Raw genomic sequence first — 20,536 nt, 5'->3', positions numbered from 1 at the left:
TTAGCCGGGCCGCGAAGTGGCTTTGGCTTGAATGAATTGTTGGGCCACGCCATTACTTGCAATCTCTAGTGCCCTAGGGACCCGACCCCTGCCTGTTCAAGCAACTCAACAGGTGAGTATTCTCGCCCGCCGAGGAAGACTATCTTTATCTTGCGCACATTGTTGATATCGGCTGTCGGATCAGCGCCGAGTACGACAAGATCCGCTCGTTTTCCCACAGCAACAGTACCTGTCTCGCCGAGGAGCCTCAAAGACTCAGCGCCGTTACGCGTTGCGATCCGGATGACCTCGGCGGGGGGAATACCCGCTTGAACCAGCAGCTCCATCTCGTCGTGCAGACCCGCGCCGGGGATCACGTAGGGGTTGGGGAAATCCGATCCGGTCGTCAACAGTGCGCCGGCATCGTAATAGCGTTTCACAAGTTCCAGCATGCGCGGCCAAGCAGCCGCGCCCCGTGCAAACTCTTCGTCAGGCCAGTCATCGAGCCATCCATCCCACGTGGCGAGAACCTCGCGCGGCGCGACATCCAGATAGGGACTGTTCCGGTAGCGCGGATCGCGACCGCGGAACTTGGTGACGTAGGCTATCAGTGTCGGGTCCAGCGGAGTGCGCGACCGCGCGACCGCCTGAATCGAGCCTTGTACCTGCGCACTGTCCAGATCAATCCAGTTGAGCCAGTCGATCCTCGAACGCATGAAGCCTACCTGCTGTTGCCGCTTTAAATAGGCGTTGCGGCGTTCCTCCGGCAGAAGTCCGGTCGTCCAGGTTGCGCCATGCGTGATTGCATCGATCCCTGCAGCGACGGCTTCCTCGGGCGAGGTGGCTTGCAGATGCCCCACGACACGCAAGCCGCGCGCGTGCGCCGCGTCGGTGGCAGCGCGAACCAGGCTCGGCGGCATCCGCGCATACACCTTGATGTAGTCGACTCCGGCATCCGCCTGCCGGTTAACTTCGGCGCGCACTTGATCCGGGGTTTTCTCCTCACTCCAATTGATGGGCGGTCCTGCTGTAAGCATCCGCGGGCCTAGCACCTGTCCGGCTGCGATGGCATCGCGCAACTGCACCGCGGGTTCTTCTGGCGCCGCCGGATTCAGGATGGTCGTGATCCCGTGGGCAAGCAATATCTTGAGGATGCGCTCCGATGTGGCCGCATCGTATCCCGAAAAAGTATTGGGTTCGCGAAGGAAGGTCACATGAGCGTGCGTGTCGAACAGACCCGGAAGTACGAAGCTCCCATGCAGGCGCTGGACCCGCCAACCCGGCAGGATCGATACGTCCTGAGTCCGTGCGACTTGCACGATTTTACCTTGGGATACGACAACGGACATCCCAGTACGAGGCGCAACGCTTTCCCCATCAAAGAGCGTCACATCTTCAAGCACGATCGCCACCGCTGGAGACGGCGATCGGTCAACCTCTGCCGTCGGCGCACAACCTATGTGCGCCAAAAGCAGCGCCAAGACAACGACTCTGCCGATACGTAAGGTCCACGCAGATGCGCGCCACCCGTTACGAGATCTCATACCACGAACCCTCTGGAAAATGTGTCGCGATAAGCACTGCTCATCTTACTTCCGGATCGCAGACTGGACTCGCCGAGCCGAGTACGCAGCACCCGTGATCTGGGCTGGCGCTCTTCACGGAATGGCCTGTCCATTGCCGGGAAGCCGCATATCGGACACGGCACCCATTTCCGCTTAGGGTCGCATCACGCCCAACTTCCAGGCCTAGGCGAACGCTTGCCAACCCCTCTACTAGGAGTTGGCCATGGAAATTCTTCACACACCCTAATCCCACGAGCCTTGGAACAAGGGCAAGCTGGTTGGCCAGAAGGCCCCGCTGAAGCTGAAGGACATCTGGGCAATTAGGGTCAGGCTTCAGCTAGGCCACAAGGTTCGGGACCTGGCTCTGTTCAACTTGGCGATCGATTCCAAGCTCCGTGCCTGCGACTTAGTTAAGCTTCGCGTCTCGGATGTCTCTCATGGAGGACAAATGGCGTCGCGCGCCATGGTGATGCAACAGAAGACAGGGCGTCCCGTCCAGTTCGAGATCACCCAATCGACGCGGGAGGCCGTGCATGCTTGGATTAGCCATGCCGATCTCAAGGCCTCGGATTTCCTCTTTACCAGCCGGGTGTCAGACTCGCCTCATCTATCAACGAGGCAGTACGCCAGGATCGTCCACCGTTGGGTCGAGGATGCCGGACTGGAGTCGGGTTCCTACGGAACTTACACAATGCGCAGGACAAAGGCCTCCTTGATCTACCGCCGAACGAGAAATCTGCGCGCCGTGCAGCTGCTTCTCGGCCACACGAAGCTGGAAAGCACGGTCCGCTATCTTGGCATCGAGGTCGATGATGCCCTGGAGATTGCCGAGCAGACGGATGTCTGAGTCAAATGGACTACGCCTTGACCGTAGAGGTTCGAGAAGCGGCCATCTAGCGACAATCGACTTGTTCCAAACGCACCCCAAGCAATTCGCCGTTCGGAATGCTCGGCGGTTCGCCCTTCAGGCATGCGGCTCGATACTCCGTCGGCGTGCTTCCCATGATCGTTTTGAATGCGCGGTTAAAGGGCCCTAGCGAAGCAAACCCGCTCTCAGCACTGACATGCAGGATATTATCGACACCGACGGGCATTGCTAGCAGTTTGCAGGCATGGGCGACGCGATGCCGGTTGAGCAACTGGTTGAAATTCCGTTCGCCCAGTTGCCGGGTGATCAGCTTGCTCAGGCGATATTCGGCGGTACCCAGTCGGGCTGCCAGTTCGGCCACCCTCAGGTCGGGCTCGCGGTAAACCTGCAGGACTTCCAATTGGTGCCGCAACAGCGCCGCCAGCCGCGCGTCGTCTTCGCATGGGGTCTGGACCTGCTTGCCCGGGGCGGTAAGATCGCGACGATTGGATGGTGCGGGAACCTTGCGACGATGGCGGAAAGCGAGGTGGGTGAACACGATCATCGCGGATGCGCAGAGCGCAACGATGCCGGCGCGCCACGGAGCCAATGCCGGGAATGCATGCGCGAGTTCACCGAGGAGGGTAGTGGACAGCACGGAGCTGCCATAGACCACCATGAACGACAGACGCAGTCGTCGTTCAGCGGGCGTCCACTTCATCGACCAGCCGCGCAAGGGCTCGAGGAAACTCAACGCCAGTAAGGATGTGCTCGTCAGGGTGAGCATGGCATCGATTGCCACCATTAGCATCGATGGCGAAGCGTTCGCTTGCATGGCGGTGCCGCGGTGGAGGGCGATCAGGAGTGCGACCCCAGCCGCCAGCAGGACATGCCGGAGGCGGACGCCATGGTCACCGCGGAACAGGACCCTCGACACGAGCCAGAAACCGTTGCAGGTTGCCGAACCCCCGATCGCGACGGTCCATTTGATCCATTCCGGCGCATTTCCCATCCAGGGCGACATCAAGGACAGCGCCAGCGATCCGCTGACCACCGCAAATAGAACCTCGGCGTCCCGCTTGGCCCGTCGCAGCAGCAAGATGAGCAACGACAGCAGCGACATCGTCACCGCTATCGCGGTCATCGCAATCGCCCCTCCCTGCATCGCCATGTTCTCCCGAGCGCCCGGGCAGGGATGGTAACAGACAGACTGGACTGCATCCGCCATCGGTCGCGGCTAAACGGCGCTTGAACGACGATTTCCGATCGTGCAATTCGGTTGGCCGATTCGCGAAACGGCGAGATGCACGCGGGGTTACCCGGCAAGGTTCTGCCCATCCACCATCCCGACGCCCCCGAATGACCCTAACCCCCACCTTTTCCCCCACGCGCGCCCTGCAAGTGGGCGCCTCGGCTTGGTTTGTTGCCGCAACACTGGGCCAGTGGGCATTCGTCCTGTTCATCCTGGCGTTCTTCGGCGGGCACACCTTGGGCGGCGACCTGGCCGGCCTCAACGACAAGCCGCACGTGACCGGCTACGTCCCCGGGGATACGTTTGGCAACCTCCAATTCATCGCACACGCTCTGATGGGAGGCATCGTGACCTTCAGCGGCACATGGCAGCTCGTTCCTGCATTACGTCGCCGCTGGCCGCACATCCATCGCTGGAATGGACGCCTGTTCCTGGGCATCTCCCTGCTGGGCGCATTGTCCGGGCTGTATCTCACCTGGATCCGCGGATCCCGACTGGGGACGGGAAGCAACGTATCGATCACCCTGAACGGGCTGCTGATCCTCGCCTTCGCCACGATGGCCTGGCGCAGCGCACTGCAACGCGATTTCGTTCGGCATCGCAGGCACGCCCTGCGCGCCTTCCTGCTGGTCAACGGTGTCTGGTTCCTGCGCATTGGCATCATGCTCGCCGGCTTGGTGCTGGCTCCGCTCGGGGTCGAGATCAATTACCAAGGGATGGTCTTCGTCGGCGTCAGCTTCGCCAGTTGGGTGCTTCCGCTGGCGGTGCTGGAGCTGTACCTGCGCGCCGAACGCTCGCAGCGGGCTGCGCCCCGATACGCCATGGGCGGGACCCTGGGCGTGCTCGCGCTGTTGATGCTGGCGGGCAGTGCTGCGGCCGTCGCCTTCATGTGGCTTCCGGCGCTGAGCCCGGGGAGCGCGCCGTAGTTCGCGCAGAACACGTTGTGTCGGTCCCGATTACGCGCTTCCCCCCTCCGCGAAAACGCATGGCCGATCGCTGGTCGGCTGGCCCGGGACCAGACCAGAACTTTCTTTGTGGAATACCAGGAGATTGAAAATGAAACGCAATGCTGCGACGACAGCGGTCCTTTTCCTGCTGCTTGCCGGTGGCGGTCCCACTACCTCGAACGCCGATGCCCGCGATGCGGAAACGCGGCCGGATGCCGGCGGATCCGGCGGTACGGATGCGATCGATGTCAGCGACAAGGCCGCGAGGAAGATCTCGATGGCACTCGGCGAGGAAATCAATGATTTCGTCGTAACCGGGCAGGAAGATGTCGAGTCGGCCGCAGGATCGAATGCCACCCAGTACACGGTGAGGACATCCGGCGGCAGAAACTACAAGTGCCAGATAATCGAGCCTTCCCGCGCTGGAAAGTTCTTTTCGTTCGGCACCGCTGCGGGCGCGGATGCGCTGTGCACCGAATTCGGCGACTCGAATGTCAACGAGACGCGAACGGCGAACACCTCGGGTGGAAAAGGCGGAAGTTCCGGCTCAAGGTCAGAACCCGTTGCCCCGGTCACGATCAGCGATAAGGCCGCGAAGAAGATCTCGATGGCGATCGGCGAGGATACCGACCGCTTCGTGGTGACAAAGCAGGAAGACGTGGAATCTTCCGTGGGCATGAAAGGCACCGAATACACGGTCAGGACGAACGGCGGGAGGACCTATAAATGCCAGGTCCTGGAGCCTTCGAAGCTGGGCAAGCTCGTGAGTTTCGGGACCGCCGGTGGCGCGGATGCCCTATGCACCGACTTCACCAAAGGTTCCCGTGACCAAGGCAAGACCAACCAGGCCAACTGCAACGCCCTACTGCGTGCGGCGCACAAGTGCGACTAACCTGCAGCGCGGCGCCGATACTATCGAGAACGCGATGAAATCAGCCAAGATACTGTTGCCGTGCCTCGTCGCAGGGCTGGTGTTTCCCACGCCGGTCTTCGCCTTGAGCGTGATCGTGCAATACCAGGGCGCAATCGACAATCGCGAGGCGTATTTCGCCGACATGCGTTCGTTTGCTAACCAGGCCCCGGCGGACATGGGGGGAACAGGGACGCAGGTCCGCGCCCTCCCCGTCACGGTAGTGTACGAAAACGCGAACAAGCCTGAGTTCGTGCACATGGAGTTGTTCTTCAAATGCCCGGAGCGGTTCACTCTGGATCAGGAGAAGCGGATAACCTCCGAAGACAAGAACGCCATTGGCACGGGCGACGCAGTGACATTCCGGATTGGTCCCGGCAGCTACATGCTGCGGCGTACCGACTTGAAGGCCGAGGACGTGCCCCAGAGTGACTGGAAGACGTCGAACGCCCCCATGCTCTCGAAGGCCGGCACCTTGGCCTGCAACCACATCGAGATCGATCAGGCAATGCGCGCAGCCATCAAGGACGACAGCTTCGACTTCGACGGCTTCGGCAAGCGCATCGCAAAACTGGGCCTACCGGCCGACATGGCCGTCATCGGCGAGCACTTGCCATCGGAGTACATGGATTTCGCCTGGGAGACCTTCTGGTGGGACAAGGTCCTGGCCAAGAAGCGCCCCGACCCCACCGGGAAATGGGCTCAGTCGCTCTCCAAAGCTGACGGCCACGCCGTCATGGAGGCGGTAAAAAAGGAGCAGCAGGGTCCCGATGCCGGTACCGCATCGATCCAGGCCAGTCTGCTGGACAGCATCAAGAAGCGTCGGGCGGACACGACGGCGGACCTGCAGGTGGCCCAGAACGCAGGCAAGCATCCGGACGGCTCGAAGATGAACAAGCGCGAGAAAAGACTCATGGCCGTCTTTGGCGGCCGGCCCGAGCAGGAGGTGGTCGCGACCATGGGCAATCCCGATGACTTCTACCAGGGCGCGGGCTCGCGCTTCCTTCGCTACAGCGCTTGGTGGGAAGAACAGGGCGTCACCGTCTACGGCGCCTACGGCGTTATCGGCGGCGAGTCGGGGGGTTATGCCGAGTGCTACGCCGAATTCAACACGCGCCAAGATGCCTACGGCGAATGGCGCGTGCACGACATTGTCGTCCAGGGAGACTACGACGGGACGGGGTCACGCGAGATCCGGCTTGTTTGCGACGACGCCACGAGGCCGAAGCGCTGATGCCCCGGCCATTCCCACCCCACTCGGCAGGGTTTTGTCACCCTAACCCGCCGTCCTGTAGCGACCAAATGCTTGACTCGAAGGGACTTATGACGATGATCAAACGTGTCGTTCTGGCAGCCGGCTTGCTGGCCGCAACGGCGTCCATGCAGGCGTTCGCCCAGGTGGAGGGCGGCTCATTCGACGTACTGGCATCCGTCATGGAAACCCACGACACGGAGATCAATGCCAACGATGTCCTCGACTCGAACCGGAAGCAGGCGCAGCAGTACCGGGAGAAAGTAATCGCCGGCTGGTGGGAGTTCATGCAGGCCAGTTCGAAGGCCGGGCCGGGCGAGTATTGCGCGGCGTCATTCCTGCGTGCCAAGCGCCAGACAAGACCCGGCAAGGGCGACGGGCTGAAGGAGGGAATCGTCGTAACCTTGTTCGGTCCCGGCGGAAACTACCGAGGTGCCTTGCTGGCCTTTTCGCCGTTGGGCAAAGACTCCGTCGCGGCGTTCCCCAAACTGGACAGTGGGAAGCCGGTTCGCGTCACGCTGACGCAGGGCGACATCAAGCCCGTGACGCTCAATGCGATCTACGTGCAAACCGGCCCCAAGTCGCCGCCGCTGCTGGCGTTCGCCGTGCCCAGCATCGATGCGCTGATGGCCGGCATGGAAGACAATTGGAGTTTCGATGTCAGCTATGACGGGAAATCGATCACCAACATCGAGTGGCACGATGGACTCATGGCCCGCGATGAACTCAAGAAATGCCTCGCCGGCAAGCCTTTCGACAATGAACGTCACTGGAAAGATTGAAGTCGATAAAATCGTGCAGTGGGCTCATTTAGGGTCGCGGCGTATGCACAAGGCCATCAACATCGGAGGCAAGATCTCCGCTAACCCAACGGTTGCCGACCAAATGAGCCGCGCCGCCCAGCAGGAACGTGTTCTAACGGCGCTTCCAGAAGGCAGCTTTAACTCTGGACTGAAGGATCGCTCCGGATTGCTCGCCGAGAAACCGCAATCCGCCACACCGCAGGGAGCGCAACAAGCGAAAGTCGTCAACAGGCTGGTGCGGTCTAACTGCGCATGGGAAGCTCCTCCTCCAGATTTACCGATGGTGAGAACCATCATGGTCCTTCAAGACCGAGCGGTTATCCGCAGGGATGGGGAGCTTCCTTTTTACTCGTTCAAGCCGATTCGCTTCGCGGCCTCGGCGCTGGCGCTGGCGCTGGCGCTGGCGCTGGCGCTGGCGAACAAGATTGAATCATCGTCGCGTCGGCTGCGCAGCCTAGCTTAACTCAGGTGTTAAACGGCAAGGAGATTTTGTGGACCATTCGACTAAGGTGACGCAAAGGCAGGTTGTGACGAAAAGTCTTGTCGTTTCGATGATGACGGCATTCTCTGGCGTTCTTGTTCAAACAGCAGAGGCAGAGCAAAGCATCCCCGCCTACGCTGACACATTGCGCCGAGCGGTCGTCTTTGAGAATGAGTCTGGCAACAAGCTGTCCCTTGCCGATCGCATGGAGCGATGGAAAGTCCCGGGCATAAGCGTTGCTGTCATCGACAACTGCAAGATTGTTGATAGACATGGCTTCGGCATCACCCGGAAGGACGGTGCCAAGGTCCAGAGTGACACACTGTTTCAGGCCGCATCGGTGACAAAGCCGGTGGCTGCGTTTGCCGCTCTCCGACTTGTCGATCAGGGGTTGCTATCGCTCGACAGTGATGTGAATGTCGAATTGCAGAGTTGGAAGGTGCCTGCGAGCCCATTTCTTGAGGGGCACCCAATTACGCTGCGAGGCATTCTCAGTCACAGCGCTGGCCTGATCCCCGGCGGGTATGGCGGGTATTCCCACGGTGAACTGATACCAACGCTGCTCCAAACCCTTAACGGAGTCGAGCCAGCCCGGCCGAAACCAGTGCAGGTCGCTTATGTGCCAGGTTCGGACTGGCGCTACTCCGGGGGCGGCTATCTCGTTGCGCAACTGCTGATGACCGAAAAGACCGGTCAGAGCTTCGACAAGATCGTCCATGATCAAGTCTTGGTGCCGACCGGAATGATCGAGAGTGGCTTTGCGGAACCCTCCGCGAGTGCGAAGGCCGACGTCGCCGCAGGCCACGTTGCAGATGGCACGATGGTTCGGGGGGGCTGGCACGTTTACCCGGAGCTGGCTGCGGCTAGCTTGTGGAGCACGGCACCCGATCTGGCCAGTTTTGGTTTGGCGGTGATGAAGGCCGTCCGCGAAGAGCCTAACGCCCTGCTCAGCCCAGCACTCGCCAACCAGATGGCTACTGTGCAATCTGGACCACGCAGCCTAGGCTTTGAAGTTGGTGGTGAAGGCAAAGCCCGCCACTTTGGACACGATGGCACGAACGAAGGTTACAACTCGTCACTCATCCTCTATCCAGAAACGTGTCAAGGCGCGGCAATCATGGCCAACTCGGACAATGCAAAGCCGCTTATCGCGGAGCTTCTTCGAAGCATCGCCGATACCTATCACTGGCCTGACGCCATGTCCTCAACTGTGATGAAGCTCGATCCGCAAAGCCCAATTGCAGTCGCTAGATTCCAGGGGACTTACAGCTTTACGGACATCTCCGGTGTCGCGCCATTCAAGATCATCTCGACCGGAAACGGCAGTTTTACCTTCCACCGCGGCGATGGACACCGCGAGCCCTTGTATACGTCAAACGAAGAGCTGGTGGGCCCCGATAGCGGCATCATCATTAAAGCCATTTCACCGGCAAGTGGTCCGGCTGAGATCATCACCTATTCCCGGATCGGCGGTCGCGGCGCCGCTAAGGCGAAACGCGTAGAGCCAAAGCGATGAGTGCAAACGCTTTGCCGCATAGCAATTCGTTCAAGCCGAGTCCGCTTCGGGTCGAAAGTGGCCCTTCTCTGATTGGCAGCGCGCTCAACAATCAGACAAAGCCCGCAATAAGCGGGCCTTGTCCTTCCAATGTACTGGCCGCACAGGTTTTATGACTCTCGACGTTTCGCCTCTAAGTGTTCATTGACCTGGTCCATGGTCCAACCTCGTTGCTCTGCCAGACTCATTTTCATGTAAGTGATACCGGCAGGCTCACGGCCTGCCGTCTCAATCCATTCGAGCGCTTGTGAGGTGGAGTCCACCTGGTCGTAGTACTTGCAGGCCGGAAACGAAATCAGCTCGTACTCGTATTCATCCCACCAGGGCGCGCTTTCCGGAAACCGAATGAAGCCATTCTCGATTTTTGGAGTCTGATTACGAAGCCGGATGACCTTGTCGCCGATGGGCTTGATGCCTTTGACCTGCGGAACCTCGCCGGATCGCAGCTCCTGAATCAGCTGCGTTCCCGATGCCTTATCCTCGATCAGTACGACCTTTGCACTCCACAGCTTGCACTGTTCGATCACTGCCCGTTTCAGATCCGGATACTCCATCCGCTTGCGAAAGACGTGTAGCAGCCAGGTTTCCTTGCCTTTCATGCCCCATGTGGTGCACACGCTGTAGTCCGATAGCTCCTTGGCGGTATTGGCCGTATCCCAGCTTTGGATGATGCGGTCGAACTTTTCGGGCCGCTCCTCTTCGCGGTACCGATGCAACCATGCCGTCTTGACGATGGCCCCTCCCGGCGGGACCGGCGACTGGAGATACTGGGCGGCATAGGTATAGCTACCTAGATTGTGCTGGATGGCTTCCAACTCGGCCCGCCCTTCCCGCCCCTCATGCAACAGGTCGCCTGGTTCCCTTATTTTGACCTGGGGACCGGCCAGGGTATTGAATCGCCAGACCTCAGGCTCTTGTGCCACGGCCGGCAGGCTAACCACCTCCCAGGACTCTTTGCTGAGGACATGGCCCACCAGATCGTCCAGATGCAGGCGCTGCATGATGATGACAATCGCACCTTCCTTCTTGTTATTCAGCCGGCTATACAGAGTGTTGTCGTACCAAGCGTTGGCCGACATCCGCTTTGCCTCGGATAGAGCCTCATCTGGCTTAACCGGGTCATCGATGATGACGATGTCACCCCCACGCCCGGTCAGCACTCCCCCTACCGAAGTGGACATGCGCCCACCTCGAGCGGTGGTTTCAAAGTCGAAGGCTGCCGAGCGACTGGAGAGCCGGGTCGTGAAGGCTCGCTGATAGAACGGGGACAACATAATGGCCTGGCAGTCCCGAGCCATCTTCTCGGACAGGTCCTGACCGTAACTGACACAGATCAGGCGCTTGCTCGGGTCCTTGCCAAGTACCCAGGCAGGAAACGCCACCGAAGCCGCCATAGATTTTAGGCTGCGAGGCGGCACGTTGATGATCAGGCGCTTGAGCTTGCCTTCGTGCATCTGGGTCAAGCGATCGGCGAGTAGGGCCAGATGCCAGTTGTTGGCGTATTCAGTATTGGGATCTAGGTGCTGGAACACCCGCTGGATGAAGGCGCTGAGGTCGTTGCGAAGAATCAGGTCGAACTGGTTCGGAGTCATTTGCATTTGCGGGGCTTCCTAATTGATTTGGGTTGGGGGTCTACAACTGGCGGCGCGAATTGCTGGAGGAGGTTGGCCAGGACGGCCGATTCGTTCTGATCGAGGGTGGGTGTCGAGGCTGCGGTTTCGACGCCGACAAGCGGGCCGAGGCCGAGCATCTGCTGCATCGCGCGGGAATCGCCCTGGACGGCCCGGTTGACCATCTGAATCACCGCGGCATCGAGCTTGGTGATGGTCTTGCGACGGCCGTGCTCGACGACAGTGATCTTTTCCCGCAAGGCGCGATTGATCGCAGTGGTAAGGTTCAACGAGCCTTTCGGCCGGCCCTTCGGATTGCCCGATTTCCCTTTCATGAATCGACTGTGTTCGGGTGGTTTGGCGTAACCCACCTCGTACGAGTTAGAGGGCTTGTCCTTCATGGGCACCCTCCCCTACCAGCGACACCGACTCCCGCTCCTCGAAGGTTTCGCCTGTGCTGCCATGGATAGCTTTTCCACCCGTCAGGCGCTGCCATCGTCGGATAGAGGTATCCACATACTTAGGATCCAGTTCGATGCCGTAGCCGACTCGGCCGGTTTTCTCGGCCGCGATGATCGTGGTGCCACTGCCCAGGAAGGCATCCAGAACGATGGAACCGCGTTCGGACGCATCCAGAACGGCGTCGGCGACCAGGGCTACCGGTTTGACGGTCGGGTGCCAGGCGAGCAGATTTCCCTCATCGGACTTGCGGGAGAAGGAATTGGCCCCGTCGTACGCCCAGACATTGGTGCGGTTGCGACCGAAGCGACCCAGCTGCACATTGTTGACATGGGCCTCGTCGCTGCCATTCTTGTAGACGAAGATCAGCTCGTGCTGACTGCGATACAGCGACCCCATGCCACCGCAGTTCTTGGTCCACACGCACAGGTTCTTTAGCTCAAGTCCCTGACTCTCCCCTGCCGTCGACAGCTCGACCAAGTGGCGCCAGTCCATACAGACATAGAGCAACGCACCCGGTACGCAGTTGGTCTTGATGCCCTGAATGGTCTTGTCGAGGAAGGCGGTGAACTCCAGCCGCGACATCTCCCCGGAGGCCATGACGAACTCGGCGTGCTGGATCTTGCCCTTCCCACCCACATTGCCGGCGATCTTGACGTTGAACGGTGGGTCGGTGAACGTGATGACCGCTTTCCGGCCCTGCATCAACCGCTCGTAAGTCTCAGCCTCCAGCGCATTGCCGCAAATGATCCGATGCCCTCCCAACTGCCAGACATCCCCTAGCTGGGTGACGACCGGCAGATCTTCCGAGGGAGAATCAACGTCGGGACCCTCGTCGCTACCGAACTCGTCGAGGCATTGGATCCGCAAGTCGATTTCGGGCAGATCGAAGCCGATGGCATCCAAGTCGAAATCCAGCTCGGCCTCTGACAGGGTCTTGAGTTGCTGACCTAGCAAACGTGGATCCCAGGTGGAACACTCGCTGAGGCGATTGTCAGCGACGCGAAATGCCTGGATCTGCAGTGGCGTGAGGTGTTCCAAGGTGATGGCTGGCACCTCCGACCAACCCAGTTGCTGGGCGGCTAGCAGCCGTCCGTGGCCGGCAATGACGTTACGCTCGGCATCCACCAACAAGGGAACGCAGAACCCGAACGCCGAGATGCTCTTGGCGAGCTGTCTGACCTGCTTATCGCTGTGGGTTCGTGGGTTGCCCGGATCGGGCTTGAGCAGGCGGAGGGGCTGTAGGTGAATCGAAAGATGAGGACCCGCCTCACTTGCGCCCTGTACCAGCGGCTTGGTCTTACTAAGTGACTGCATTGCGTTTCTCCGAGATCGCTACCAGGGAAATTCCTGGCCCGATCAGGGAACCGCAGTGGGTCCTTTTAGAGAATTGGCAGCGTCGGTCGTGAACGTTCTTCGCGCAGGATGCGTCGAACGTAGGCTATGGGCTCACCCAATTGCCGGGCAATCAAGCCGCCGCAGTCCCGGCCGCGCGCCCGATACTTGGGTATCAGAGCAAGCACACGGCTGGCGCGTGCTAGCGCGATGGCCTGGCGAGCAGAGACACCGGCTTCGGGTGGTGGCGGCTGTTTGAATGCCTCGTACAGCCTTACCCGAACCGCGGCCCGCGCCTGCGCCTGATCCCAGAGGACAGGCGACATCTCCATATCAGCGCCTCCCTTGCCGCCACGTCGATAGATGAGCTTCTTGGCCCGCCCCCGCAGCTTGCGCTCGGTCCTGTAGACCGCGATGCAGCCGGTTCGGCGCATCGTATGAAATCGTGCTTCCTGCTCGGCACCCAAAGGAATAGGTTTTCGCTGAGCCGCGCGTACCGCTGCGAGGGCGTCCGAGCCCATTTCCTCCAAATCCTCAGTAAGGAGGGTTCGCGACTTGCCTAGCCAGGTACCCGGCGTTTTGCCCTTGATGTGCAGGGGTGGCAATTGGATCAGGTGCATCATGTCGGTCATCCGGATTGGCGGAGGAGGTGCGCGCTTGGTGTTGCTAGAAACTTTGCGCCACCTCCCTCTTGTAGAACCGTACGGACCCCCTGTCAAACTAAAAAGAGATCACAATTTGTTATGCCGTTCATTACTGCGCCACCCCCGCACAAATCCAGCCCTAGCGACTTGCTTCCATTTCGACCGCCATCGCCTTGTGTGAATTATTTACGTTGCCAACTGGCTCGGTACGTATGCAGGATGCGTGGCGACAGCGATATCGCGCTGTACTCGCGGTTTCAGCATTGGGGAATGCTGGCTCCGACCGAGACCGCGGCCAAGCTTGCCGAGTCTTTGAAGGACAGTTGATTCAAGTAAGTCAGGGGACCTATGGCTACTTTCACGATTTATCTGCTGCGCGACAGCGTCGCTACTGCAGAAGATGCTGTGGTAGCAGGTACCACCAGGCACCTTATTGCTGAGGGCCCCTCAGAGTACGGCGTCCTTTTCACCAAGCAGAATCCTCCCAAGCCGCCTAAGTGGGCAAAGCTGTTCGCAGGCTATGTCGCAATTAAAGACCTAGGCAAGGTCCAATTATCGTCTGCAGTCTTTATCGTCAAGGTCGATAAAAGACTGTTCGCACTGACCTTTGGCCAAGGCAGATTTATCATCAAGCCTGAAGCTTACGAAGAACGATTCGGCCTTCTGGTAACTTTGAATTCAGTTAAGTCCGATGCGCTCAGAAGCATAGATAAGCGCACCTTCGTCGACGACCAGAATAGCCGGGTTCAAACTAGCCAGGCATCCGCCGCTCTGGACTTTGGGGTGGACATTGAGCGAGATCTGATACGGGGAATAGTAGGTCGACCCGACAAGGAGGAGCTTGGGCGCAAGATGGCGGGGGCAGACGCTCTCACCGTGACAGCCGATGTAGACATTCCAGCGCTACGCAAGCTATTACGCCATTATCTGAAGGCATTTCAATCAGACGATTACAAGAAGACCTTCCCTTGGGTAGACCAAGTTCGACAACTCCGTCCTAAAGGCGAGCTCGCCGCGCTGCTCAATGACAGGCTAGTTGAGATACTTAAGGCCGCCTGGCAAAACAACGGGTTGGCCGATGACTGCTGGCTCGCAGTGCCCGATATTGTCGATTGGAGCGTCGTGCATGGCTTCAAGTTCACCCGCCTGGCCAACGAAGGCGTGTCGACAGATCTTCACCTTCCTGGCCTAGTGCACCAGTTCCCAGACGAGACACCCAGCATAGAGTTTCTTCGGATGCATCATGCGATGTCGGTCAATGAAGAAGAACATGTCATCGACCGCTGGCCAGTTTATCGTTGTATCCACTGTGAGTTAGAGGTAGACGGAAAGTCGTACGTGCTATCGGCTGGCCATTGGTTTGAGGTGGATAAGGATTTCGTAAAAACTGTAGCCGACTATGTTGATGCGATTCCACGCTTAGAACCCTCACTGCCTATCTACAACCATGCCGACGAAGACCACTACAACAAAGATCTAGTAGATACAAGCAACGGCCACTGGACGTTGATGGACAAAAAAATGCTCCCCGTAGGCGGAATTTACGACAAAGTGGAATTGTGCGACGCCTACGCCAAGAACGTTTTTCTCCACGTAAAGCACTATGGCAGTTCCAGTGTATTAGGCCACCTGTTTAATCAAGGGCTGGTATCAGGCGAGCTTCTTAAAACACATGAAGAGTTTGTAGAGCTAGCCAATCAGAAGCTTGGCGCCACCCACCAGCTTGTGCTCCCCAAGGATGTGCCACGAGATGTTACCGACTATGTGATCGTATTCGCCATCATCAGCCAGTCTCAGAAGGCCGGCCTTCATATGCCGTTCTTCGCTAAGGTTGTGCTTAAGAGTGTCTGCACAAGGCTGTTGGGGCTGGGATTCGGATCAGTCATGCTTTCAAAAATCTCCTGCGATCCAGATGTTCTCATTAAGAAACTCAAACCTGGAAAGCAGCCTAAGAAGAGGGCGAAAGGCAAGTTTCGCTAGGCAGCAGCTTGATCCGACCCTCCCACCACTCGATGAGTTAGTGCGTGCCGTACCCCAAGCTTAAAGCAACACCCCTATCCCACTTTCGCAAGGATCTATCTGATGGCCACTAAGCAAACCGGACCCAAAGCCGCCAAGGCGGCCTCCCAAGTGCTTAAGTCTTCCAGCACGGGTAAAAACTCCAAGATTGCTGCCGGCAGTGCGCTGACCCAATCCAAGACCGTGCGCGAGAGTACTTCCGCTCGTGCCGCTACGGCAGCGTCTCAAGTACTGCGTGATGGACGCACTTCGAAGGCGTCAAAGTCCGCTGCGGGCAGTGCTTTAGCACAGGCCCGCAGCAAGAAAAAGAGTCCCTCAGGGACGTAGGTAACTATCGGCGTCGCAGACCACGGCACCGTTGGGGAGGATTTGGGTGGCCGGACAATGATCCACAAGTAGTACGTCTTCCGCGCGTACTGCGACAAATTCTCCACGCCTTGAGATCACGCACCATGCTGAGCTGCACTCGAGCAGAATTCCACTTTGCGTGGATGGTTCACCTCTTAGGTGAGCGATGGCGCGCGCATTCCCCACTGTGATGCTGGAAGATTGTCTTACGTATTTGACGGTCTGCTCAGCCGCATATTGACCCGCGCTATTGGCAGCCGCGACAAAGACCGCCAAGAGAAGAATGGCCAGCAAGAAAGTGAGGAAGGCGCCATTAATCCACTGCCCAATAATCAAAAGCGGCCGTCCGATTTGGACATGCCATTTGTCTTCGTTGGCCTTCCAGCTACGAAGCTTTTTCTCCATCGAATGCACAAAGCGCGTCAATCCGGTACCCAACCATCGACGCAGCGACACCACCAGGGCCAGTATCAGAGCCAACCCCAAAGTAGTGAGCAACCACGCGCCAAGCGGTCCCAAGGGCAGCCAATTAACTAAGCGAAACAGCCCGTTGGTAATCGCGACGAACCCGGAATAGAGATAGCCCTCCACCGGGTAGTCCAGCAGGCTATAAGGGATTTGCAGCTTTGCCCAGTAGGCTTCCTTGTACACCCGCCCCAGCACATACAAAACGGGTATGCCTATGGCAAACACGGGGACCACATAGGACAAGGCCGTGGTGAGCCATTTCTGCAAACTGCCTGGGGTGCCAGACTCAGCAGACATCGCTTTTCTCCCACGGAAACCCCGCCTCGGCTGGATGACAACACGCAACGCCTAGCCCATATCGCTCGTAGGTGTAACCGGACCGCAGATTGGCAATAAATCCCCCAATATCCTGGCTTTTACTCACTGACCTTCCTTTGCTTGACTACTTGCTCCCGAAGAGCGTCCATAGGTCGTCACCGAGAGCCGGAAGGCTCAATGCGCCTAAGCACATTATGGGGATCGGCTCCGACAAGCCTGCACAGTTCGAGGAACTCGACCACGTCGATCCGACGCTCCCCATTTTCCGTCTTGGAGACAAAGGACTGGGGTCTGCCGAGCTTGTCGGCCAGTTGCTGCTGGGTGAGACCCGCGTCCTTGCGCGCCTGGACCAAGACGGACAGTAGGGTCCGGTAAGAACGCTCGTAGATTGATTTCAACTTGGAAGACCGGTTTGAAAGCCGGTCTACCAATTAATCCCAATATAGGTTTATCCCAATTTAGGATAATATCCCAATGACTCAGGAGCCTCTATGCAAAAGCTACTTATCGCCTTAGTGATGATTCTTGCTGCCGGTGCTGCAACGGCCGCCCAGCCTGCCCGACCCACCGTCACCATCCACGGCGCCACTCTGGATCAAGTCAAGAACGGATTCACAGCTTGGTGCCTTACCCATGACATGGACATCGTCGAAGCCGAATCCAATCGGGTGGTCTGCACCAAACCGGTTCCCGGTGGGCGAGGCTTCCTGGTGCGGATGTTGAATGGGGCGGGGGCTGCCCCCTTGGTGCAGCTGGAAATTTCTTTTGCCTCCACTGGAGAAGCCGTCATTGCCACGGCCAAACAGCGGTTGGAAACCACCTCCGACACTGGGGTGGTGAGTCGGGAAGAGTTCAAGCAGCCGGAGGTGATTGCGGGAACTCAAAGCGTGCTTGATGAAGTGGCCGGTACGTTGAAACCGCCGGCCTCCGCTGAGGCATTACCTACTTCGCCAGCCAATTAAGCGGCTCGACCCCTCATTTCCAGGAGCTCATATGAAGAAGCTAGCCATCATCTTTCTCGGTGTAATCGTGGTGGTGTGGGCACTGTCCAAGCTGTCCGGAGGCGCGGCAAGCGCACCCTCGCCCAACGCTGCGGCCGAGCAAGTTCAAGCCCAGCAGTTTGCGCAGGCCGTTGCGGCGCGCCTAAAGACCAGTGCTAAGTGGGAAGGGATCAGCGTCAAAAAGGCCACCAAGAACGACTATCAGCTGGTACTAACCTATCAGTCCGCTCCCGCTAACCAAGCCGAAGTGCGCCGAGATACTAAGGCCGTTGCACAGGCAGCCATTGATGAGCTCGTGAAGCAGGGCCGGCAGCCGGCACCGGAGCACATCTATATCGGAGTCTGGGCGCAGAAACCTGAGAAGGGCGCCAGCGGCCAGGCGCTCACCCGCGTTTACGGGCGTTCGGTCTACGACTACAACAACGACTCCATCGAGTACAAAGCCAAATAGCAGGGCTGGATTACCGCGTTAGCGGGCAGGTTTTCTCTACGGGTTTTGACTTGACTGTATGGCCGGCAAGAGCGTGCATGGTGCAAAGGAGGCACCATGTCCAAACCCGCCAAGAACCCAGCTACAGCGCCTTTCATAGAGAAGCTTCCGACGCCCAGCCGCAAAGACCTTGAGGCTCAGTGGCAGGCCGCGTTCGGGCGGCCTTTATCGCCCAAAATGCGGCGCCCGCTAGCCGCCCAACTGCTTCGTTTCCATGCTCAGGAAACCGCCTACGGCGGGCTTCCGGCCGAAGTAGAGGCCTACCTGGCCTCTCTGCTCCCCAGGACCCGCGGATCAGGGCCACAAACCGCTCCTGTGCCGGCCCGGCGGCTGAAGCCTGGCACGCGGCTCCTGCGGACTTGGCGTGGTCGGACCTATACGGTCACAGTCGCAGACCCCGGCTTTTTGTACGAAGGCAAGACCTACAGCAGCCTGTCAGTGCTGGCCCGGGAGATCACCGGCACACCTTGGTCGGGACCGGTCTTCTTCGGGCTGAAGAAGGCCAAGCCCGCGAAGGCGCCGGCATGAAGACCAAGGGCAACACTGTCCCCCTTCGCTGTGCCATTTACACCCGCAAATCGACTGAAGAGGGCCTGGACCAAGCCTTCAATTCGCTAGATGCCCAGCGGGAAGCCTGTGAGGCCTATGCGATCAGCCAACGCCACGAGGGCTGGCAGGTCTTGCCTACCCGGTACGATGATGGCGGGTTCTCGGGTGGGAATCTGACCCGCCCTGCCCTGCAGCGACTGCTGGCCGATATCAATGATGGCAAGGTTGATCTGGTGGTGGTCTACAAGATCGATCGCCTTACTCGATCTCTCATGGACTTCTCCAAGCTGGTCGAAACCTTTGATCGCCACCAGACGTCCTTTGTGTCTGTAACCCAGCACTTCAACACGACCTCCTCTATGGGGAGGCTGACTCTCAACGTGCTTCTGTCCTTCGCCCAGTTCGAGCGCGAGGTCACCGGAGAACGTATTCGCGACAAAGTTGCCGCCTCCAAGCGCAAAGGCATGTGGATGGGCGGGCCGGTGCCGCTGGGATATTCCCTGGTCGACAAGGCCCTGGTGGTCAACGGACCAGAGGCCGTTTTGGTGCGGCATATCTTCGAGCGGTACTGCCAGCTGGGCTGCGTGCAGGCTCTTATGGAAGAACTGGACCATGCCAACACACGGGGACGCTCCCGCCTACAACGGGATGGGGCTACAGAGACTAGGGCCTTCTCACGGGGCGGCCTGTACGCCGTCCTCAACCGTCGCCTCTACCTCGGCGAGGTCCACCACAAGGGAGAATTCTTCGAGGGCCAGCACGAGGCAATCGTTCCCGCTGATCTATGGGCAAAGGCTCAATCCAAACTACAGAACAACCGGCATGAGCGGCGTACGGGCAGACGTGCCACCAACACCAGTCTGCTGGCCGGCATGGTGGTGGACGGCGCCGGGAATCGGCTGATCCCGTCGCATTCGACCAAGGGCGACAAACGATACCGTTACTACGTAACCCGTCCTGGCTGTGCAGGCAAGAAACGGCTCTGCTTGCCTGCACACGACGTAGAGCGAATTGCGACCGAGCAGTGGCTGCAGATGCTGAGCGCAGATGATCTGGATGTTCAGCTGGACGTCGAAGACCCCACTCTTAGTGCTTCGCTGCGGGCGAGTGCAGAGCGCTTGGCAAAGAAATGGCGATCACTGGATACTCCCGAGCAAAGGGAAATCTTGCTGCAAGCCAATGTTCGAGTCACCGTCAACGATCGGAGAATAGAACTCTCGTCAGAACCGGGCCGGTTGTCCGCGCTGCTACTGATGGCGGACAAGCCCTTAGGCACAAAGGCGGCGCCAAGGAGGACCGCAAGAGTGATCAGAGCCGTCGACGCTTCCTTCATCAAGGCAGCCGGTGAAACAAGGATCTTGGCGGAGGAAACGACTGCCATTGCAGCAGCTATGACGCCCGGTCATAAGACGCTTCTGAAGGCAATTGCGCAGGGTCGTGATTGGGCAAAAGCACTGATAGCAGGAGAAGTCACATCAGCGAAAGATATCTCAGCCATCACAGGCCTTTCGGCCGCTCATGTAGCCAGAGGCATTAAGTGCATGAGCATTGCGCCAGGCGTAGTTGAACGGCTCGTGGCGGGAAAAGGTTCTTCAGAACTTACATGGGCAGCACTTCGTCGATTGAACTCCCTGCCCCGATAGCCCCCCGAGCAAGTAAACACTTGCCTCAGCTTTGCAGCCTAGGCCTGTATTACTGACTCGC

At 58.9% G+C, this 20,536-nt stretch carries 20 protein-coding genes; 12 read left to right on the top strand and 8 right to left on the bottom strand.

The features are described from left to right. Window positions 1-65: 65 nt before the first annotated feature. Window positions 66-1,460 carry an amidohydrolase family protein gene (locus CSC73_RS08250; protein ID WP_163839964.1) on the bottom strand — a complete coding sequence of 465 codons (1,395 nt, stop codon included), beginning with the start codon at window positions 1,458-1,460 and terminating at the stop codon, window positions 66-68. A gap of 358 nt (window positions 1,461-1,818) precedes the next feature. Here CSC73_RS08250 and CSC73_RS08245 point away from each other — a divergent pair, with 358 nt between their 5' ends. Next, on the top strand, window positions 1,819-2,391 hold the full coding sequence (locus tag CSC73_RS08245; RefSeq protein WP_163840024.1) for a tyrosine-type recombinase/integrase: 573 nt from the start codon (window positions 1,819-1,821) through the stop codon (window positions 2,389-2,391). A gap of 46 nt (window positions 2,392-2,437) precedes the next feature. Here CSC73_RS08245 and CSC73_RS08240 read toward each other — a convergent pair whose 3' ends face one another. Next, window positions 2,438-3,562 carry a helix-turn-helix domain-containing protein gene (locus CSC73_RS08240; protein WP_163839963.1) on the bottom strand — a complete coding sequence of 375 codons (1,125 nt, stop codon included), beginning with the start codon at window positions 3,560-3,562 and terminating at the stop codon, window positions 2,438-2,440. A gap of 188 nt (window positions 3,563-3,750) precedes the next feature. Here CSC73_RS08240 and CSC73_RS08235 point away from each other — a divergent pair, with 188 nt between their 5' ends. From CSC73_RS08235 to CSC73_RS08210, 6 genes are all read left to right on the top strand, one after another. After that, the gene (locus CSC73_RS08235; RefSeq protein WP_163839962.1) at window positions 3,751-4,569 is read left to right on the top strand and encodes a DUF2306 domain-containing protein; all 819 of its coding nucleotides are present in this window, start codon (window positions 3,751-3,753) and stop codon (window positions 4,567-4,569) included. A gap of 130 nt (window positions 4,570-4,699) precedes the next feature. After that, on the top strand, window positions 4,700-5,482 hold the full coding sequence (locus CSC73_RS08230) for a hypothetical protein (RefSeq protein WP_163839961.1): 783 nt from the start codon (window positions 4,700-4,702) through the stop codon (window positions 5,480-5,482). Window positions 5,483-5,516: 34 nt separating this feature from the next. After that, entirely contained in the window at window positions 5,517-6,734 is a 1,218-nt protein-coding gene (locus CSC73_RS08225; protein ID WP_163839960.1) for a hypothetical protein, read from the top strand. Between the two features lie 89 nt (window positions 6,735-6,823). Then, the gene (locus CSC73_RS08220) at window positions 6,824-7,534 is read left to right on the top strand and encodes a hypothetical protein (protein WP_163839959.1); all 711 of its coding nucleotides are present in this window, start codon (window positions 6,824-6,826) and stop codon (window positions 7,532-7,534) included. Beyond that, on the top strand, window positions 7,512-8,018 hold the full coding sequence (locus CSC73_RS08215; protein ID WP_163839958.1) for a hypothetical protein: 507 nt from the start codon (window positions 7,512-7,514) through the stop codon (window positions 8,016-8,018). Before CSC73_RS08220 ends, CSC73_RS08215 begins: the two co-directional genes overlap by 23 nt. Before the next feature lie 28 nt (window positions 8,019-8,046). Next, window positions 8,047-9,552, top strand: coding sequence for a serine hydrolase domain-containing protein (locus CSC73_RS08210; protein WP_163839957.1), 1,506 nt, complete (start codon window positions 8,047-8,049; stop codon window positions 9,550-9,552). 149 nt (window positions 9,553-9,701) lie between these two features. Here CSC73_RS08210 and terL read toward each other — a convergent pair whose 3' ends face one another. The 4 genes from terL to CSC73_RS08190 form a co-directional block, all read right to left on the bottom strand. Further along, window positions 9,702-11,183: a phage terminase large subunit gene (gene terL / locus CSC73_RS08205; protein ID WP_211840844.1), complete on the bottom strand. Its 1,482-nt coding sequence runs from the start codon at window positions 11,181-11,183 to the stop codon at window positions 9,702-9,704. Next, on the bottom strand, window positions 11,180-11,602 hold the full coding sequence (locus CSC73_RS08200; RefSeq protein WP_163839955.1) for a DUF5681 domain-containing protein: 423 nt from the start codon (window positions 11,600-11,602) through the stop codon (window positions 11,180-11,182). The genes terL and CSC73_RS08200 overlap by 4 nt, the downstream gene beginning before the upstream one ends. Then, window positions 11,583-12,977 carry a site-specific DNA-methyltransferase gene (locus CSC73_RS08195; protein WP_163839954.1) on the bottom strand — a complete coding sequence of 465 codons (1,395 nt, stop codon included), beginning with the start codon at window positions 12,975-12,977 and terminating at the stop codon, window positions 11,583-11,585. Before CSC73_RS08195 ends, CSC73_RS08200 begins: the two co-directional genes overlap by 20 nt. A 65-nt stretch (window positions 12,978-13,042) precedes the next feature. Next, entirely contained in the window at window positions 13,043-13,618 is a 576-nt protein-coding gene (locus CSC73_RS08190) for a hypothetical protein (protein ID WP_163839953.1), read from the bottom strand. Window positions 13,619-13,987: 369 nt separating this feature from the next. On the opposite strand from CSC73_RS08190, the gene CSC73_RS08185 reads away from it, so the two are divergent. After that, window positions 13,988-15,619, top strand: a complete 1,632-nt coding sequence (locus tag CSC73_RS08185; RefSeq protein ID WP_163839952.1) for a DUF6119 family protein — start codon at window positions 13,988-13,990, stop codon at window positions 15,617-15,619. Window positions 15,620-15,973: 354 nt separating this feature from the next. Here CSC73_RS08185 and CSC73_RS08180 read toward each other — a convergent pair whose 3' ends face one another. Both CSC73_RS08180 and CSC73_RS08175 read right to left on the bottom strand, forming a co-directional pair. Beyond that, entirely contained in the window at window positions 15,974-16,771 is a 798-nt protein-coding gene (locus tag CSC73_RS08180; protein ID WP_163839951.1) for a hypothetical protein, read from the bottom strand. Between the two features lie 176 nt (window positions 16,772-16,947). Further along, entirely contained in the window at window positions 16,948-17,145 is a 198-nt protein-coding gene (locus CSC73_RS08175; RefSeq protein ID WP_246197439.1) for a helix-turn-helix domain-containing protein, read from the bottom strand. Between the two features lie 138 nt (window positions 17,146-17,283). Between CSC73_RS08175 and CSC73_RS08170 the strand changes: the two genes are divergently transcribed. The 4 genes from CSC73_RS08170 to CSC73_RS08155 all read left to right on the top strand — a co-directional run bounded on the left by CSC73_RS08170 (window position 17,284) and on the right by CSC73_RS08155 (window position 20,475). Beyond that, complete coding sequence (locus tag CSC73_RS08170) at window positions 17,284-17,754, top strand: hypothetical protein (protein ID WP_163839949.1); 471 nt, start codon at window positions 17,284-17,286, stop codon at window positions 17,752-17,754. A 31-nt stretch (window positions 17,755-17,785) separates the two neighbouring features. Continuing rightward, window positions 17,786-18,244: a hypothetical protein gene (locus tag CSC73_RS08165; protein WP_163839948.1), complete on the top strand. Its 459-nt coding sequence runs from the start codon at window positions 17,786-17,788 to the stop codon at window positions 18,242-18,244. A 96-nt stretch (window positions 18,245-18,340) separates the two neighbouring features. After that, window positions 18,341-18,811: a DUF2924 domain-containing protein gene (locus CSC73_RS08160; RefSeq protein ID WP_163839947.1), complete on the top strand. Its 471-nt coding sequence runs from the start codon at window positions 18,341-18,343 to the stop codon at window positions 18,809-18,811. Further along, window positions 18,808-20,475: a recombinase family protein gene (locus CSC73_RS08155; RefSeq protein WP_163839946.1), complete on the top strand. Its 1,668-nt coding sequence runs from the start codon at window positions 18,808-18,810 to the stop codon at window positions 20,473-20,475. Before CSC73_RS08160 ends, CSC73_RS08155 begins: the two co-directional genes overlap by 4 nt. Window positions 20,476-20,536: the final 61 nt, after the last annotated feature.

The organism is Pseudoxanthomonas sacheonensis (genome assembly GCF_010093305.1).
Classification (GTDB): Bacteria; Pseudomonadota; Gammaproteobacteria; order Xanthomonadales; family Xanthomonadaceae; genus Pseudoxanthomonas_A; species Pseudoxanthomonas_A sacheonensis.
The sequence above is the reverse complement of the archived record's forward strand: the minus strand, read 5'-3'. Positions and strand labels throughout refer to the sequence as shown.